14 protein-coding genes and 1 pseudogene are annotated in these 16,100 nt (G+C 73.3%); 6 read left to right on the top strand and 9 right to left on the bottom strand.

Annotation, left to right across the window (positions count from 1 at the left end):
* Position 1: 1 nt before the first annotated feature.
* The gene (locus ACZ7MG_RS16045; protein ID WP_471380161.1) at positions 2–1,504 is read right to left on the bottom strand and encodes an acyl-CoA synthetase; all 1,503 of its coding nucleotides are present in this window, start codon (positions 1,502–1,504) and stop codon (positions 2–4) included.
* A 103-nt stretch (positions 1,505–1,607) separates the two neighbouring features.
* Positions 1,608–3,009, bottom strand: a pseudogene (locus tag ACZ7MG_RS16040) (SLC13 family permease).
* A gap of 198 nt (positions 3,010–3,207) precedes the next feature.
* Between ACZ7MG_RS16040 and ACZ7MG_RS16035 the strand changes: the two are divergent.
* From ACZ7MG_RS16035 to ACZ7MG_RS16025, 3 genes are all read left to right on the top strand, one after another.
* Positions 3,208–3,918: a FadR/GntR family transcriptional regulator gene (locus tag ACZ7MG_RS16035; protein WP_471380163.1), complete on the top strand. Its 711-nt coding sequence runs from the start codon at positions 3,208–3,210 to the stop codon at positions 3,916–3,918.
* Positions 3,919–3,991: 73 nt separating this feature from the next.
* Positions 3,992–4,831: a hypothetical protein gene (locus ACZ7MG_RS16030; protein WP_471380164.1), complete on the top strand. Its 840-nt coding sequence runs from the start codon at positions 3,992–3,994 to the stop codon at positions 4,829–4,831.
* Positions 4,828–5,886, top strand: a complete 1,059-nt coding sequence (locus tag ACZ7MG_RS16025) for a nucleotidyl transferase AbiEii/AbiGii toxin family protein (RefSeq protein ID WP_471380166.1) — start codon at positions 4,828–4,830, stop codon at positions 5,884–5,886. The genes ACZ7MG_RS16030 and ACZ7MG_RS16025 overlap by 4 nt, the downstream gene beginning before the upstream one ends.
* A 9-nt stretch (positions 5,887–5,895) precedes the next feature.
* On the opposite strand, the gene ACZ7MG_RS16020 is transcribed toward ACZ7MG_RS16025, so the two are convergent.
* The gene (locus ACZ7MG_RS16020) at positions 5,896–7,032 is read right to left on the bottom strand and encodes a MerR family transcriptional regulator (RefSeq protein WP_471380168.1); all 1,137 of its coding nucleotides are present in this window, start codon (positions 7,030–7,032) and stop codon (positions 5,896–5,898) included.
* Positions 7,033–7,301: 269 nt separating this feature from the next.
* Here ACZ7MG_RS16020 and ACZ7MG_RS16015 point away from each other — a divergent pair, with 269 nt between their 5' ends.
* The 3 genes from ACZ7MG_RS16015 (at position 7,302) to ACZ7MG_RS16005 (ending at position 11,822) form a co-directional block, all read left to right on the top strand.
* Positions 7,302–8,150: a DUF3152 domain-containing protein gene (locus ACZ7MG_RS16015; RefSeq protein ID WP_471380560.1), complete on the top strand. Its 849-nt coding sequence runs from the start codon at positions 7,302–7,304 to the stop codon at positions 8,148–8,150.
* Between the two features lie 44 nt (positions 8,151–8,194).
* On the top strand, positions 8,195–9,121 hold the full coding sequence (locus ACZ7MG_RS16010) for an ATP-grasp domain-containing protein (RefSeq protein WP_471380169.1): 927 nt from the start codon (positions 8,195–8,197) through the stop codon (positions 9,119–9,121).
* A gap of 130 nt (positions 9,122–9,251) precedes the next feature.
* Entirely contained in the window at positions 9,252–11,822 is a 2,571-nt protein-coding gene (locus ACZ7MG_RS16005; protein ID WP_471380171.1) for a LuxR C-terminal-related transcriptional regulator, read from the top strand.
* On the opposite strand, the gene ACZ7MG_RS16000 is transcribed toward ACZ7MG_RS16005, so the two are convergent.
* The 6 genes from ACZ7MG_RS16000 to ACZ7MG_RS15975 all read right to left on the bottom strand — a co-directional run bounded on the left by ACZ7MG_RS16000 (position 11,800) and on the right by ACZ7MG_RS15975 (position 16,087).
* Complete coding sequence (locus ACZ7MG_RS16000) at positions 11,800–12,237, bottom strand: ATP-binding protein (RefSeq protein ID WP_471380172.1); 438 nt, start codon at positions 12,235–12,237, stop codon at positions 11,800–11,802. The genes ACZ7MG_RS16005 and ACZ7MG_RS16000 overlap by 23 nt on opposite strands.
* A complete protein-coding gene (locus tag ACZ7MG_RS15995) occupies positions 12,234–13,157 on the bottom strand; it encodes an MEDS domain-containing protein (protein ID WP_471380173.1) in 924 nt (307 codons plus the stop codon). The genes ACZ7MG_RS16000 and ACZ7MG_RS15995 overlap by 4 nt, the downstream gene beginning before the upstream one ends.
* 330 nt (positions 13,158–13,487) lie before the next feature.
* Positions 13,488–14,084 carry a hypothetical protein gene (locus tag ACZ7MG_RS15990; protein WP_471380175.1) on the bottom strand — a complete coding sequence of 199 codons (597 nt, stop codon included), beginning with the start codon at positions 14,082–14,084 and terminating at the stop codon, positions 13,488–13,490.
* On the bottom strand, positions 14,053–14,892 hold the full coding sequence (locus tag ACZ7MG_RS15985) for an FkbM family methyltransferase (protein WP_471380177.1): 840 nt from the start codon (positions 14,890–14,892) through the stop codon (positions 14,053–14,055). Before ACZ7MG_RS15985 ends, ACZ7MG_RS15990 begins: the two co-directional genes overlap by 32 nt.
* Positions 14,889–15,173 carry a Trm112 family protein gene (locus tag ACZ7MG_RS15980; RefSeq protein ID WP_471380178.1) on the bottom strand — a complete coding sequence of 95 codons (285 nt, stop codon included), beginning with the start codon at positions 15,171–15,173 and terminating at the stop codon, positions 14,889–14,891. The genes ACZ7MG_RS15985 and ACZ7MG_RS15980 overlap by 4 nt, the downstream gene beginning before the upstream one ends.
* On the bottom strand, positions 15,170–16,087 hold the full coding sequence (locus tag ACZ7MG_RS15975; RefSeq protein WP_471380561.1) for a hypothetical protein: 918 nt from the start codon (positions 16,085–16,087) through the stop codon (positions 15,170–15,172). Before ACZ7MG_RS15975 ends, ACZ7MG_RS15980 begins: the two co-directional genes overlap by 4 nt.
* Positions 16,088–16,100: the final 13 nt, after the last annotated feature.

Raw genomic sequence — 16,100 nt, 5'->3', positions numbered from 1 at the left:
CTCAGCCTTCGGCCTTCAGTGCTCGCTTCATGATCTTTCCCATGTCGTTGCGGGGGAGGGTGGCGAGGTAGTGGACGGTTCGGGGGCGCTTGTGGGGGGAGAGGTGGGTGGCGACATGGGAGGCCAATTCCTGGGGCGAGGGCGGGGATTGGGGATCCGTCGGGACGATCCAGGCGACGACGCGTTCGCCCAGGTCGGGGTCCGGTGCGCCGGTGACGGCCGCCTCCCGTACCCCCGGGTGCTCCAGGAGTGCGTTCTCGATCTCGCCCGCGCCGATCTTGTAGCCGCCGCTCTTGATGAGGTCGGTGGCCTTGCGGCCGACGATGCGGACATAGCCGTCGGGGTCGCGGACGGCCATGTCACCGGTGCGGAACCAGCCGTCGGAGGTGAACGCGGCGGCGGTCGCGTCGGGGCGGTTGAGGTACTCGGTGAAGAGGTTCGGGCCGCGCACCTGGATCTCGCCGACCGACTCTCCGTCGTACGCGGTGAGGGGGGTGCCGTTGTCCTCGACCAGCCTCAACTCCACGCCCGGCAGCGGGACTCCGACTGTACCGGCGCGGGGCTCGCCGTCCGCGCGGACGCTGGTGTTCATCAGGGTCTCCGTCATGCCGTACCGCTCGATGACCCGGCGGCCGGTGGCCGCCGCGATCCGTTCGTGGTCGTGCACGGGCAGCGCGGCCGAGCCGGAGACGAGGAGGCGGGCGCGGCCGAGTGCGTTCGCCAGGTCCGGGTCGGTGGGCAGGGTTTCGGCGATGCGGTGGTACATCGTCGGCACGCCGAACAGCATCGTCGCGCCGGACGACAGTTCCCGGGCCACGGCCGTCGTGTCGAACCTGCCGAGGTGGCGGACCGCGCCGCCGCGCCGCAGCGGGCCCAGGATGCCCAGGATCAGGCCGTGGACGTGGAAGAGGGGGAGGGCGTGGACCAGTACGTCGTCGGCGGTCCATCCCCAGGCGTCGGCCAGCGCGTCCAGGGTGGTCGCGATCGCGCGGCGGGGGATGACGGCGCCCTTGGGGGGGCCGGTGGTGCCGGAGGTGTAGACGATCAGGGCGGGGGAGTCGTCGGTGTCCTGTGCGTCTGCCTCTGCCTCTGGCTCTGCCTCTGCCTCTGCCTCTGTGTCGGTGTTGGTGTCGGCGTTGACGTTGACATTGACGCGGTCCAACTTGTCCAAGGGAGGCGGGAGTTCGTCGGACGGGGCGGTGAGGACCAGGGCCGGTGTGCTGTCGGAGAGGATGTGGCCGAGTTCCTTCTCCCCGGACTTCGGGTTCAGGGGTACGGCGGGGACGCCCGCGCGGAGCGCCGCCACCACGGCCACGGCGGTCTCCAGCGTGGGGGTCGCCCAGACGGCCACCCGGTCGGCGCCCCCTAGCCGGGCGGCCAGGGTGTCGGTGACGGCCGTGAGTTCCGCGTACGACAGGGAACGGTCGCCGAAGCGCAGGGCGGGCCGGTCGGGCCGGTCGGGGGTGCGGGCTTCGCCGGTGAGGGCCGGGAAGAGAGGGGACACGTCTCGTACTCCTTGGTTGTCGCCGTTCGAGGTACCGGGTGTGGCGCTGTCGGTGTACCGCTTCCGGTGCACCGCTTTCGGTGTACCGCTTCCGCATGGGTGACTACCCGAAGCCCGGGACCACCAGCACCAGCCACACCACCGCGGGGACCACTGCCACCACGATGCCTCCGTAGATCATCAGCTGGCGGAACGCGCTCGCGGTCGACGTCCGGCGCGGCGGCCAGGACGAGTGCGCCGTTCGTGGAGAAGGGGCTCACGTCGACGACCGTCGCGGAGACGGCGAGGGCGGCGATCATGCCGACCGCGCCGATCTCGCCCTGCGCCAGGAACGGTACGGCCAGGGGGATCAGGGCGCCCATGATGCCGACGGAGGAGGCGAAGGCGGAGACGATCGCGCCGATGTAGCAGAGGAGTACGGCGGCGAGGAGGGGGATGCCGATGTCGCTGACGCCCTCGCCGGCCCAGGTGATGGTGCCCATCTCGTCGAGTACGCCCACGTAGGTGAGGACGCCGCAGATGAGGAGGACCGTGGACCAGGCGATCTGGGTGACGGCCTTGCGGCTGTCGTCGGGCCAGATGGCGCTGAGGAGGGCGGCGAGGGTGACTGCGGTGAGGCCGGCGTCCAGGTCGAAGGCGAGGACGGCGATGACCAGGGCGAGGAGGGAGGTGAGGGTGGCTGTGCGGGCGGGGGTGAGGGTGGGGGTGGTTTCGGTGCGGCTGGCTTCGGAGCTGTCGGATTCCGGGTGCTCGGGGGTGGTGTCGGCCTCGGGGGGTTTCCGCTGCTCGGCGGTGCGAGGTGCCGCTGCGCCCACCCTCCCCCACTCTCGGCTTCGCTCGAGCGGGGGGACCCCCATCGCCCCAGCGGCACGATTGCCCGCAGCTACGCGGGTTGGCTGTCTCCACAGTTTCAGGCCGCCGAACAGGACGAACACCACTGCCGCGATCACGAGGTTGGCGGTGAGGGAGGTCAGGAAGAGGGCTATCTCGTTGCCGGGGAGGTTCTCGCGTTCGACGATGCCGTTGACGATCGTGCCGTAGATGCTGATGGGGGAGAAGCCGCCGCCCTGGGCGCCGTGGACGACCATGGCGCCCATGAGGAGGGGGCTGATGGCGTAGCGCGCGGCGAAGCTGAGGGCGATGGGGGCGACGATCGCGACCGCGGCGGGGCTGACCGCGCCGATCGCCGTGAGCGCGCCCGTGATGAAGAACATCACCCAGGGGATCAGCGCCACCCGGCCCCGGACGAGCCGGATCGAGGCGTGCACCAGCCAGTCGGTGGTGCCGTTGGCGCGGGCGATCGCGAAGAGATAGGTGACGCCGACGAGGACGACGAACAGGTCGCCCGGGAAGCCGGCGAAGATGCCGTCCGCGTCCAGGTCGGCGACGAGTTCGCCCACACCGAAGGCGGCGGCGAAGGCGAGCGCGCCCATGTTCACGGAACGGGTCGTCGCGATGACGAACACCACGGCGAGGACGAGGATCGAGATCAGTTCGGGGGACATACGGGCTCCCGTCGAGGGGCACGTGGGGGGAGGGGGAGTGGTCGAGTGGCTCAGCCACTTCTGGGTGGTCAGCGTGGAGGCGTACGGCCATGGAGTCAAGGGGTCGCGCGGGAATTGGCTCAGCCACTCGTCCACCGGGCCACTGGCGTGGGCCGGTGTTACGCTCTCGACGAGCGGCGCCGGACGATTGGGGGAACCGTGAGCGACGCCCTGCGCCCCATGGCCAAACAGCGGCTCTACGAGCAGGTCCTCGACCGGCTGCGGCAGTACGTCACCGAGGGCGGGCTGAAGGCCGGGGACCGGCTGCCGCCCGAACGGGACCTGGCCCAGCGGCTGGGGGTCAGCCGCGCCTCGGTCAAGCAGGCCATCGTGGTGCTGGAGGTCCAGGGCCTGGTGGAGGCGCGGCACGGCGGCGGCACATATCTCGTCCGGGACAGCCTCGACGTCGAGCCGGTCGAGGAGATGGTCGAACGGCGCCGGCGGCTGCCCGATGTGCTGGAGGCCCGCGAGGCGTTGGAGACGAAGCTCGCCGAACTGGCCGCCGAGCGCCGCACGGAGGACGACCTCACCGCGATGCGGGACGCCCTCGCGTACATGGCCGGGGAGATCGAGCGGGACGGGCACGGCATCGAGGGCGACCGGCTGTTCCACGCGGCGGTCACGGCCGCCGCGCACAGCAGTCTGCTCGCCGAGTTCATGCGCTCCATCGCCGACCAGATCGCCGAGAGCCGCACCGAGTCGCTGCGCCAGCCGGGGCGGCCCGACCGTTCCCTCGCCCAGCATCAGGCGATCCTCGACGCCATCGCCGCCGGGCAGCCCCGGCAGGCGGCCACCGCGATGCGCCGCCATGTCCGCACGGTCGCCAAGGTCCGCCTGCTGGACTGGGACCCGGGCGACCCGCCCGCCTGAGCGCCGCCCCCGTCCCAGTCCCCGTCCCGCCCCCGCCGCCGTTGTCAGTGGCGGTCAGTACAGTCGGCTTCCGATGAACGGGCTGGTGGGCGCGGGGGAATGCGGGGCGGCGGTGCGGGAGTTCGCGGGGGAGTTCGAGATCCATCTGACGGTGGCGCCCGGCTCGGGGGCCGGGCCGGGTGACGGGGCCGTGGCCGTGGTCGGTGATGACAGCCGGATACGTCGCTGGGCCGAGCGCCACGGGGCGAAGTACACGCGGATCGTGCTCGACCGGGGCACGACCCCCGACCAGCCGATGCTGACCGTGCGCGGTGAGGGTCTCCTGTCGGCGCGGCGCGCCGTGGCGGAGGACTGGGCCGAGCGGCTGGCCGGGGAAGGGTTCCGCGTCGCCCGGGTGAAGATCGAGGCGGCACCCTGGAACGAGGACGTGCCCCGGACCGCCGCCGAGGCCCGCGCCCTCCCTCCCGGCTGCTACTTCGAACACCACGTCAAGCTCGCCCTCGCCGACGACACCGAGGTGGCCGCCGTGCGCTCCCTCGCCGAGCGGCACCGCGCCCATGTCTCGCGCAACGCCCGCCGTGCGCTGGGCGGAAGCGGCCACGAGCGGTTCGTGACCCAGCGCTGCCGTGACGTCGGCCGCCCCGAGGCCCGCCGCCGTCTCGACGCCCTCCTCGACGCCCTCGCGGCGGCGGGGTTCAAGGCCGTCGAGGTGGAGGAGGAGTTCGTCGTGCAAGACGACCGCCCGGCCCTGGACGACGGATGGATCGACGAGGGGACGGACGAAAGCATCACGAACGAAAGCACGGACGAAAACACGGACGAAAGCACGGACGAAAGCACGGACGAAAGCACGGACGAAAGCACGGACGAAGGGATCGACGAAGACACGGACGAACGGATGGGCGTCCGGTGACCCCGGCCTCCGTGGACGGCGACCCGTGGCGCGTCGCCCACCGCGCCGTCCTCGACCACCTGCTTCACCTCGTCGCCGGCTCCCCCTTGGGCGCCGACCTCGTGCTGCGCGGGAGCATGGTCATGCCGGCCTGGGTGGGGGCCGGGGCACGGGAGCCCGCCGACCTCGACTGGATCGTGCCCCGGCCGCCGCTCGTCCCGGTGGACGCCGGGCACCCGTATCCGTACGTGGAGGCGCTGGACGTCGTACAGCAGTGGCCGGAGGCGGCCGACGGTGCCGACGGGTACGAGATCTGGAAGTTCGAGGAGTTCGACACCGGGGGCCGGCGGCCGGTGGTGCCGCCCGAGGGGCTGCACTGGATCACCGAGGTGGAACCGCAGGAGTGCCCGCCGCACGAGGAGTTGCTCGACCTGGTACGGGAACGGCCGGTGGCGGCACCCGGGGTGGTGCTCGACCCGGACGCCGCCCGGCCCGACGACACCTGGACCTACGCGGAGTACGAGACGCCCGGCATCCGTGTGACCATCCCGTGGTCGGCGGAAGGCCTCCCGCCGGGCGAGGCGCGGATGGACTTCGCCCGTGACGAACGGCTCCCGGAGGCCCCCGTGTGGACGGCGATACCGCGCGCCGACGGCTCCGGCCGGACCGTCGTCCGCACCCCGGGCCCCGGACTCTCCCTCGCCTGGAAGCTCCTCTGGCTGCACGCGGACTGCGCCACCGAGGGCCGCGCCCAGGCCAAGGACCTCTACGACGCCGTACTCCTGGCGGAGGCGGAGGTCACCCGCCTGTCGCCCCGGCTGCTGCGGGAGGTGTTCCGCCGCGAACCGGGCGGCCCGGGGGACCCGGGTGGCACGGCCCCCGGCGACCCCTCGACCGTGCTGGGAGTGGACACGCTCGCCGTGTCCCCAGAGGCCTGGGCGGAGTTCCGCGCGGAACACCCCCGGGTGCGGGGCACGGCCGAGGAGTGGCTGGGACGCCTGGACCGGGCCCTGGACCGGACGTTGGAGCGGATGCCGGGGGAGGCGCCGCCGACCGGCCGACGCCGCCGCCCCTGAGGCCAGGGCTCAGGGCTCCCGGTGCGGCTCCGTCTCCCCGCTCACCACATCCGCCACCACGCAGCTGACGTTGTCCGGGCCGCCCGCCGCGTTCGCCTCGCCGACGAGGGCGTGTACGGCGGCCTCGGGGGTCGGGGCGGTGGACAGGGTGTGCTGGACGGCCGGGTCGGGGACGACCGTGGACAGACCGTCGGAGCAGAGGAGGTAGCGGTCGCCGGGGTGCGCGTCGTGGAGGCGCAGATCGGGGGTGGCGATGGAGTCGTCGGTGGTCAACGCCTTGAGGAGCAGGGCGGGTTGGGGGTGCGTGGTGGCCTCCTCGGGGGTCAGCCGGCCCTCGTCGATCAGTGACTGGACGACGGTGTGGTCGTGGGTGATACGGAACAGTTCGCCGTCGCGCAGCAGATACGCGCGGGAGTCGCCGATGTGCACGAGGGCGAGCCGGGAGCCGGTCCAGAGCATGGCGGTCAGGGTCGTGCCGTCGTCGCCGCCCTCCACGGCGTCCCGTACGGCGGCGGTCGCGCCCCGCACGGCGTCCTCCAGCAGGTTCAGCACACTGCCCGCCGGGAGGCTGTCGTGCTCCTCCAGGGTCTTCAGCGCCTCCACGGCTGCGCTGCTCGCGGGCGCTCCGGCCGGTCCGAAGCCGTCGGCGACCGCGAGGACGCGGGTGCCGGCGTAGGCGGTGTCCTGGTTGGCGGTGCGGACCAGGCCGGTGTCGGAGAGCGCGGCGTAACGGAGTTCCAGCATGTCGGTGTCCTCCTGGGACTCGGACTCGGATGTGTGGGTGAGGTGGTCCACGAGGAAGGCCGCCAGGTCGCGGCGGGTCGCCGTCTCGGCCTCGACGCCGGCCCAGTACGCCCGGATCTCCCGGGCCGCCGGACCCGGCTCCAGCGCGCACACCGTACGGATACGGGCGAGCGGCATGCCGAGCCGGCGCAGCCAGGCCACCAGCCGGGCCTGTTCCAACTGCTCGGCGGTGTAGTGGCGGTAGCCGGTGTCCGGGTCGACCCGGGCGGGCCGGAGGAGATCCAGCTCGTCGTAGAGCCGGAGCGCCTTCGGTGACAGTCGGCTGGCCTTCGCGAAGGCCCCGATCGTCAGCGTCTTCCGTGGCGTCTTCCGTGGCGAATTCCGTGGCGAATTCCGTTTCATGCCCCTCCCTCGGGTTCATGTCCCTCCCCCGTGCCGTTCTCGATGCTGGGGCTTCACCGAAGGGCAAGGTCAAGCGGTCCGGCCTTGTCGCGCCGATCATCCGTTATCGTTTCGTGACTGAGTCGGCCACATCCGATCACATACCGATCACACTCTGAAGGAACATGACCGCGCACAAGGCACCACGAGCCCGTACCCGCAGCCGCCGCCGGAGGAGGAAGGAGCCCGCGCGGCAACGGACGGGGCCGCTGTGGGGCGGGCTCGGGGCCGTGGCGGTGGTCGGCGTCGCCGGGTTCGCCGCGGTGGGGTGGATGAACGGCGGCACGGGCGAGTTAGCCGGGGAGCGGGAGGTCGGCGCGTCCGTCGAACCCTCGCCCGAGCGCTCCCGGCGCTCACCGAGCGCGAGCGCGAGCGCGAGCGCCGGTGCTGATGCCGGTGCCGGTGCTTCCGGCGGCAGCCCGTCCTCCTCGCCCAGTTCGTCACCGAGCAAGTCGGCGTCGGCGTCGGCTTCGGCGTCGTCGTCCGCGTCGCCCAGCGAGTCGTCGGTCACCATCCCCCGGACCGGGCCCGGCACGTTCACCACGGCTCCGGGCGGCAGCGGCAAGGTGGGCAAGGGCACGCCCCTGCGCTACCGGGTCGAGATAGAGAAGGGGCTGTCGCTGTCACCCGCCCAGGTCGCCGAAGAGGTGGAGGCCGTCCTCGCCGACCCGCGCGGCTGGACCACGGACGGGAAGTCGGCCTTCCAGCGGGTCTCCGGCGGCGCCACCGACTTCGTCGTCAAGGTCGCGACCCCCGGCACCGTGGACGACGTCTGTGGCCGGTTCGGGCTGAACACCCGCGGCGAGTTCAACTGCAACGTCGACGACGACGTCATGGTCAACCTCGAACGCTGGGAACTGGCGACCCCCGTCTACGCCGACGACGTCAAGGCCTACCGCGCCCTGATCATCAACCACGAGGTCGGCCACTTCCTCGGCCAGGGCCATGTGACCTGTCCCGGCAAGGGCAAGCCGGCCCCGGCGATGATGCAGCAGATCAAGGGCATGAAGGGCTGCGTCCCCAACGTCTGGCCCTACGACGACCAGGGCCGCCTCATCACGGGGCCGTCCGTACCCTGAGGGGGACAGGCACAGGAACGGACCAACGAGATCGGAGCGCCCCCGTGGCCCGCACAGCCGCCTCCAGTACCGCCGCCCCCGGCACCGCCGCCCCGCGGATAGCCCTCGCGACCTACGACCCCGGGCCGGAGCCGAACCGCGACCGGGATCTGCCGGTGCTGGTGGAGGCGCTGCGGGACGCCGGGGCCGACGCGGCGGCCGTGCACTGGGACGACCCGGCGGCCGACTGGGCCGGGTACGACCTCGTCGTCCTCCGCTCCACGTGGGACTACAGCTGGCGCGCGGCCGAGTTCGTGGCCTGGGCCGAGAAGGTGGGCGCGGTCACCCGGCTCGCCAACCCGGCCGAGGTGGTGCGCTGGAACACCGACAAGCGGTACCTCGGGGAGCTGGCGCGGGCCGGGGTGCCCGTCGTGCCGACCGACTATCTCGCGCCGGGCGACCCCGTGACGCTGCCCGGGGCGCACGAGGCGCACGAGTACGTCGTGAAGCCCACCTCCGGCGCGGGCGCCCGGTTCGCCGCCCGCTACGCCCCCGGGCAGCGGGAGACCGCCGTACGGCATGTCGAGCGGATGCACGGCGAGGGGTTCACCGCGATGGTGCAGCCGTTCATGACCCGCATCGACAGCGAGGGGGAGCGGGCCCTGCAGTTCTTCGGCGGGCGGCTGCTGCACGCGAGCCGCAAGGGCGCGGTGCTCGCGCCCGGCACCGCGTACGACGCCGACAAGATCGCCCACCCCGGCCTGGAGCCCTGGACCCCGACCGAGGCCGAACTCGCCGTCGCCGAGCGGGCGTTGGCCGCCGTACCGGGCGAGCCCGAGCTGCTGTACGCGCGCGTCGACCTCGTCACCGGCGACGACGGGCGGCCGTGTGTGATGGAGCTGGAGCTCGTCGAGCCCAACCTCTTCCTGTGGCTCCACCCGGAGTCGCTGACCCGGGTCGTGGACGCCGTGCTGGCCGCCGCCACCCCCTGACCGCGAGCCCCTCACCCGCAAGTCCCCCTCACCCGATGAGGCGGGAAATCCACGAAGCGCGCGTCCCGCCCGTGCCCGCTGCCTACCCTTCGGGGTTACAACAGCGCGTACGGGAACCACAACTGAGGGCGTGACCAGCATCGTGGGCGGATCGGAGTCGCGGCGCACTTCCGGTTTCCCGGCGGAGCTGACGAGCTTCGTGGGGCGACGGGACGAGGCGGCCGATGTCAGACGGTTGTTGTCGGCGGGCCGACTGCTGACACTGACGGGCCCCGGCGGGGTGGGCAAGACCCGCCTCGCCGGACATGTGGCCGGACAGGTCGCACGGGCGTTCCCGGACGGCGTGTGGCTCGTCCCGCTGGCCGCGCTGAGCGACGAGGCGTTCGTCCCGCACGCCGTCAACGACGCGCTCGGCGTCCGCAACGAGACCGTACGGCCCCCGCTGGAGATCCTCGTCGACCATCTGCGCGAGCGGCGGTTACTGATCGTCCTCGACAACTGCGAGCATCTGCTGCGTAGTTGCGCGGTCCTCGCCCAGGCCGTGCTGGCGGCCACCGAGGGCGTACGCATCCTCGCCACCAGCAGACACCGGCTCGGGCTCGCCGGGGAACAGCTCTTCGAGGTGCCGCCGCTGCCCGCGCCCGCGCCGGAGGAGCTGAGCCCGTCCACGAGTGCGTCGGCGGGTTCGGCGGCGAGTTCGTCGGCGGTCGAGTCCTTCCCCGCGCTCAGGCTGTTCGCCGACCGGGCGGCGGCCGTGGTCCCCGGCTTCACCGTCGGTGAGGCGAACCAGCAGGCCGTGGCCCGGCTCTGCCGCCGCCTCGACGGGCTGCCGCTCGCCATCGAACTCGCGGCGGTCCGGGTGCGCGCCCTCGGTGTGGACCAGCTCGTCGAACGCCTCGACGACCGCTACCAGCTCCTCACCTGCGGCAGCCCCACCTCCGCGCCCCGCCACCGCACGCTGCGCTCCGCCGTCGACTGGAGCCATGAACTGTGCACCCCGCAGGAGCAGTTGGTGTGGGCGTGGCTGTCCGTGTTCGTCGGCGGCTTCGATCTGGCCGCCGCCGAGGCCGTCTGCGCCGGGGAGGACACCGGCACCGGGGAGCGGATCGCCCCGTGTGCCGTGCTGGACGCCGTCGCCGGGCTCGTCGACAAGTCGGTGCTCGTCCGCGAGGAGCACGCCGGGCAGGTCCGCTACCGGCTGCTGGTCTCGCTGCGCGACTACGGCCTGGAGAAACTGCACGACCTGGGGGAGGCGACCGACACCCGGCGCCGCCACCGCGACCACTTCGCCCGGCTCGGCGCCGAGTACGAACAGGCCTGGTTCGGCCCCGACCAGGCGGAGATCACCGAACGCATCCGCATCGACCAGGACAACTTCCGGGCCGCCCTCGACTTCTGCCTCACCACCCCCGGCGAGGCCCAGCACGGGCTGCGGCTGGCCGCCGGACTGTGGTTCCACTGGGTCGCGGGCGGTATCTGGGGCGAGGGCCGGCACTGGATGGACGGCGCCCTGCGCGCCGGGGCCCGGCCCGACGCGGGACTGACCCGCGCCATGTGGGCGGGCGCCCTGACCTCCCTGGTGCACAGCCGCTCCGCCGCCGTCCTGGCCGGCCTCGACCCGGTACGGACCGCGGCCGCCGCCGACGCGGAACTCCCGGTGCCCGCGCCCCCGCCCGTCCCCGCCGGTGCCCTCGCCCCGGGCCGGGCCCGCGCCTCCACCGCCTTCGTCGTCCTCACCCGCGTCGAGCTGGCCTGCACCCTCGTCAGCCGGGGCCGCGCCGCGGAGGCGATCCCGCTGTGCGCCGACGCCGTCGCCCTGTGCGAGGCCCACGGCGAACAGTGGGCCCGCTCCTGGGCGCTGCGCACCCTCGCCCTCGCGTACTGGTCGGCCGGGCAGTACACCCGCGCCGCCGAGCACGCCCGCGCCTGTCTGCGGCTGCCGTACACCGTGCGCCAGCACCAGAGCCTCGCCCGCACCCTCGATCTGCTCGCCGCCGCCGAGGCGCTGGCGGGCGACGCCGAGCGGGCCGGGGTGCTGCGCGGTGCCGTCGACCGCATCTGGCACGACATCGGCGGCAACCCCATGGACGACCGCCGGCCGGGCAGCCCCCGCGCCGCCGAACACCACGCCCGGCGTGTGCTCGGCGACCAGGCCTACGCCCTGGCCCAGCGCCGGGGCGGCCGGCTGACCCCGGAGCAGGCGGTCGCGTACGCGCTGGGCGAGCCGGGGGAGGGCACGGCCGCCGGCGCGCGGACGGGCGGGCGGCGGGAGGGCGCGGCCCCGGGCCCGCGCACGGGCGGACGGCGTGCCGTGTCCGCCGCCGCGCCGGGGACGCAGGGCCGGCACGACGGCTCGGCCTCCGGTGCGGGCGAGGGGTCCGCCGTGGCCGGGGACTCCCGGTACGTCGTCCCGGGCGCCCGGGACGGCTCCCTCCCGGTGGGCAGCGCGGCCCATGCCCTGGCGTCGGTGAAGAGCCCGGCCCCCGTGACCGCCCCGGTCGTCGATCCGGTGCCGCTGACCCGCCGGGAACTCCAGGTCGCCGCCCTCGTCGCCCAGGGCCGTACCAACAAGCAGATCGCCGATCATCTGGTCATCGCCCGCCGCACCGCCGAGGGCCATGTCGAACGCATCCTCGTGAAGCTGGGTTTCCACAATCGCAGTCAGGTGGCCGCCTGGTTCAGCGCGCGGGCGGGGCTGTAGCGGACAGGCGGACCGGGACGGGGGGTGTCCGGCCCCGGGTCGGCAGCGGGGCCGACAGTGTGACCGTGGTGCCCCGGGGCGTGCGGTGGACGCTGATACGGCCGGGGGTGCCGAGGCCGGCGATCAGCGACTCGGCGAGCCGCAGACCGTGCCCGTCGTACCGCCCCGCGGCGGGCACGGCCCCGTCGTACGCCACCTCGCACCGCAACTCGCCGTCCAGCAGCCGGAGTTCGACGGCCCCCGCACCACTGCCGTGCAGCACCGCGTTCGTGACGATCTCCAACGCGGCCTGCGTGAAAGCACCCTTGGCGGCGGCCGGGAAACCCGCCCGCAGTGCCGCCTCCTCGACCAGTGCGCGCACCAGGGGGAGTTCGGCGCAGTCGAACTCCGTCCGCAGCCGCAGTCCCCCGCTCACCCGGCCTCACCCCCGTGCCCCTCGCCCTCCACGCTGACCAGCAGCTGGGGCACCTCGCCGGCGCCCAACTGCTCCAGCACCAGCCCCAGCAGCTCACCGCAGCGCACGGTGACCTCGCTGCCGGCCGGGAGCGAGGCGGCCAGGCTGATGAGCTGCCAGGCGCAGTGGGCCTCCATGAAGCACAGGTCACGCAGGTCGAGGACGAAATGGCTGGGGCCGCCGGAGTCGCCCCGCCGCTCCAGCGCCTCGCGCAGGGCCTCGACGAACTCGGTGCGGGTGCTCAGCTCGGCCGTACCGGCGATCCGCCCGCCCTCCGGGGTCTCGGTGACCTCCAGGGAGTCGAGGCGTTCCATGACCCGCATCGGGTGGACCTTCCCGACCCGGGCCGTCAGCTCGTCGTCGAACCGCTGGCGGTCGTACCAGCAGATCGCGGTGAACAGCGGGTCCGCGAACAGCGGTGCCACCGAGGCCTCGTAGTCGAGCAGCCGGTCGTGGCCCAGCTTCATCCGGGGCGCCCAGCTCATGTCGGCCGTGACCCGCAGCCCCGACCAGCCCTCGTCGCAGGCCCGGTCGACCTCGGAGGCGTACGTGTCGATCGTGCGCCGCTCCTCGAAGCGGCCGTCGGGGGCGTAGATCTCCGTGTTCCGCTTGAGCGACAGCTGGCCGCCGGCCCGCGCCGCCACGACCTGTCCGCTGCCCCGGTCCAGCAGTGCGACCACCTCGTCGTCGCTCAGGTCGTCCGGGTCCATGACCAGCAGGACCTTCTCCCCGCGCGCCAGACTCGTCCGGGTGTACGCGGTGAACACCTTCCACGGCGACTCACCGGCGCCCTCGATGTCCGCCGGTCCCATACACGCGTGGTCCCCCAGCCGCAGCCGCTCGACGGGCACGGTTCGCTCCGCGCGGTGCTGGGTCGCCATGGCACAGCCTTCCCGTGAGGATCAGGACTCTGCACGGACAGTAGGCCCAGCGGCGTCCGAGACGGCCGGATGATCGTCAATCTTCTACTTGCGAGGATTTCGGGGGCATTTGGGAGCGGTTGGTGCATTGGCTGATCGATAGCGTGCGGGACCTGACAGCCTGCGATCGGATGTCGCTTTGTGTCTGGCTGCGGCCCGGTGGGGGCTGATCGCGCAGTTCCCCGCGCCCCTTAAAAGCATGGGGTGAGCCCGGGTTACCAAGGGGCGCGGGGAACTGCGCGAGAAGCCCCACCGGGCCGCACCCGCCGACGAACCCGCACCCCCGAGCCCTCAGGCGACCCTCTGCAACAACCCCCAGGTGAACTCGGCGACACACTCCCGCACCACCCCCGCCCCGTCGGGCGCCGAGAACCGCAACCCCCACCGCGTGGGCGCCGTCCCCTCCAACGGCCGCGCCGGCGCGAACGCCCGCGCCACCTCGTCCACCGTGCAGGACCACGGCGTCAGGTCACCGACAGCGCGCAGGTCGGGACCCGCCGCCCCCGGCGCCCGCACCAGCCACTCGTTCCACACCGCCCCGTTCGGCGCGAGCAGGATCTCGAAGCGGAGGTCGGCCCAGAGCGGGACCGGCCAGAGCCACGCCTCGCACTCCAGGTCGCCGATCCTCCGCGCGGTGACCGACTCCGGCGCCCCGAGGACCGACCGGTACCGGGAGGCCGACCCCCGGCCCCGGGGCGAGCGCACCATCGCCTGCCAGCGCCGGTTCGCCTCCCGCATCCGCGCGATCGAGACGCCGAGCGCACGCCGGGCGTCCTCCACCAGCTCCGGATTGTGGTCGGCCATCCGGCGCAGCAGAACGAGCTGGAAGTCGAGCGGGGTGAACGGACCGGAGGGCCTATCGGGACCGGGGCGCTTCGCGGAGGACATACCGTCCATGGTCGCGTACGGCACCGGAAGCGGAGGCCGGCTCACCCGGGCGGCGCCCGTCCGGCAGGAACAGCACCGAGTTGACGTACCGGGTCCCGGCGAACGGCAGGACGCGCCGCAGCAGCCCCTGGGACGCCAGATACGACGTACGCGCCTGGTGGGCCTCCAGGGCGGCCGGGACCAGGGGGAGCCAGGTCGCGGAGGGGAGGACCCAGCCGGCGTAGCCGAGGCCGGCGAGGTGGTCGACGACCGGGGCGATCGGCTGGATACGGGCCTCCAGTTCGACGAAGAGGGCCGGGCGGTCGCGGGCCAGGAGGCCGGCCGCGCCACGCAGGACGGCCAGCTCGTTGCCGTCGACGTCGATCTTGACGAACCCGACGTCGGTGAGACCGAGGCCGTCGAGGGTGACGCAGCTGACGTCGAGCGCCCGGCCGTGGACGTCCCGGCGGACCAGGGAGGACAGCCCCCGTCCGCCGTCGTCGCCCGGCGGCAGCCAGAGCCGGGCGGTGCCCGGCCGGTCGGAGGCGGCGGCCTGGACGACCCGGACGTTGGCGGGAACCGACGAGACGAGCAGGCGGGCCAGCCGGGGCACCGGTTCGACGGTCACCACCCGCCCGGCGCGTCCCGCCAGCCGCCGGGTCCAGGGGCCGTACCAGCCGCCGACGTCCACCGCCGTGCCGCAGTCCGGTGGGCACAGGTCGTCGAGGCGGGCCAGCTCCGGTTCGAAGCGCGGGTAGACGAGCCGGGCGGTGGCGGCGACCAGCCGGTCCGGGAGAAGCGGCGCGAGCCGCGCGGCGAGGGTCGTCATGAGTCCAACTTCCGCAGGAGCGCCTCGTGTTCGTCCTCCGTCACCTGCTCGCCCGACGACGGCAGCAGCTGCGGAATGCCGTCGACGATCGGGTAACGGCGGTGCAGCCGGGGGTTGTAGAGCGACTCCGGGGCCCGAGCGGTGTCGGCAGCGGCGGCAGCGGCGGCAGCGGCGGAGGCGTCGGTGTCGTCGGGGCGCTCCTCCTCGTGGACCACCAGGTGCAGCGGGCCCTTGTCCAGCGGGCACGCCAGGATCTGGAGCAACGGGTCATCGGGGTTCATGGAGGGGTCAACTCCTTGGCCGGTGAGGGAGGTTGGGGCGCCGGGGGCGCGGGAGTGTCGTGCTTGGGCATGCTCAGCAGGACGCCGACCGCGAGCACCGTGCCCGACAGCCGCAGCGCCAGCCGCAGCGGATCGTCGGGCAGCGACTCACCGAACGACAGCGTGCCGAGCACGGCCGTGAACAGGCAGGTCACCGTCGTACAGACCGGCACGATCAGCGAGGCCCGGCAGCGCTGCAGCGCCGCCTGCGACATCACCAGCCCGAACGCGCCGGTGAAGAGCAGGAGATAGGGATAGGGGGAGCGCAGCAGCCCGACGACCGCGTCCCCGAGGCCACCGGCGGTCAGATAGCTCGACACCCCCTTGATCGCGAGCGAGCTGACGCCGTACAGCAGGCCCACGGCCACGCCGTACTCCACCCCCGTGGTCGGCAGCCGGTGCCGGTGCCGGGCGCGCCGCTCGGCCGACCGGTACAGGCCGACCCCGGCCGCGAGCGCGGGCAGGCAGATCGTCAGGACCAGCGCGTACGGCGCCCCGCCACTGACCGTGTCGGTGCCCTCGTCCAGCGACAGCACCACCATCAGCAGCGCGGCGAGGATGGCCCCGAGGGCGTACCGCTCCCGGCCGGTGGTCTCCTCGCCGAGCAGCCGCGCGGACAGCAGGACGAGCAGGACCAGCCCGGAGACGAAGATGCCCTGGGCGGCGGCGATCGGCAGCGTCCGGTACACCGCCAGCTGGGCGCCGAACCCGGCGGCCAGCGACAGCGAGCCCGCGATCCACAGCGGGCTGCCGACGACCTGCCGCAGCAGCTTCAACGGCTCGCGGACCGTCACCTGCGGCATCGCGGTGAGGGCCCGTTTCTCCAGGACGAATCCGGTGCTGTACAGCGCGTTCGCCAGCAGGGCCGCGGCCACTCCCCACCACATC

The sequence above is a fragment of the Streptomyces sp. NPDC107538 genome (genome assembly GCF_055657445.1).
Note: the sequence above shows the minus strand (reverse complement) of the source record. Positions and strands in the feature narration are given on the sequence as shown.

Excerpts from the sequence above, each read along its gene's own strand:
- ACZ7MG_RS16030 (WP_471380164.1), top strand. The coding sequence starts at position 3,992 with ATGAACGGGCTGGTGGGCGCGGGGGAATGCGGGGCGGCGGTGCGGGAG.
- ACZ7MG_RS16020 (WP_471380168.1), bottom strand. The coding sequence starts at position 7,032 with ATGAAACGGAATTCGCCACGGAATTCGCCACGGAAGACGCCACGGAAG.
- ACZ7MG_RS15995 (WP_471380173.1), bottom strand. The coding sequence starts at position 13,157 with ATGGCGACCCAGCACCGCGCGGAGCGAACCGTGCCCGTCGAGCGGCTG.
- ACZ7MG_RS15990 (WP_471380175.1), bottom strand. The coding sequence starts at position 14,084 with ATGTCCTCCGCGAAGCGCCCCGGTCCCGATAGGCCCTCCGGTCCGTTC.
- ACZ7MG_RS15985 (WP_471380177.1), bottom strand. The coding sequence starts at position 14,892 with ATGACGACCCTCGCCGCGCGGCTCGCGCCGCTTCTCCCGGACCGGCTG.
- ACZ7MG_RS15980 (WP_471380178.1), bottom strand. The coding sequence starts at position 15,173 with ATGAACCCCGATGACCCGTTGCTCCAGATCCTGGCGTGCCCGCTGGAC.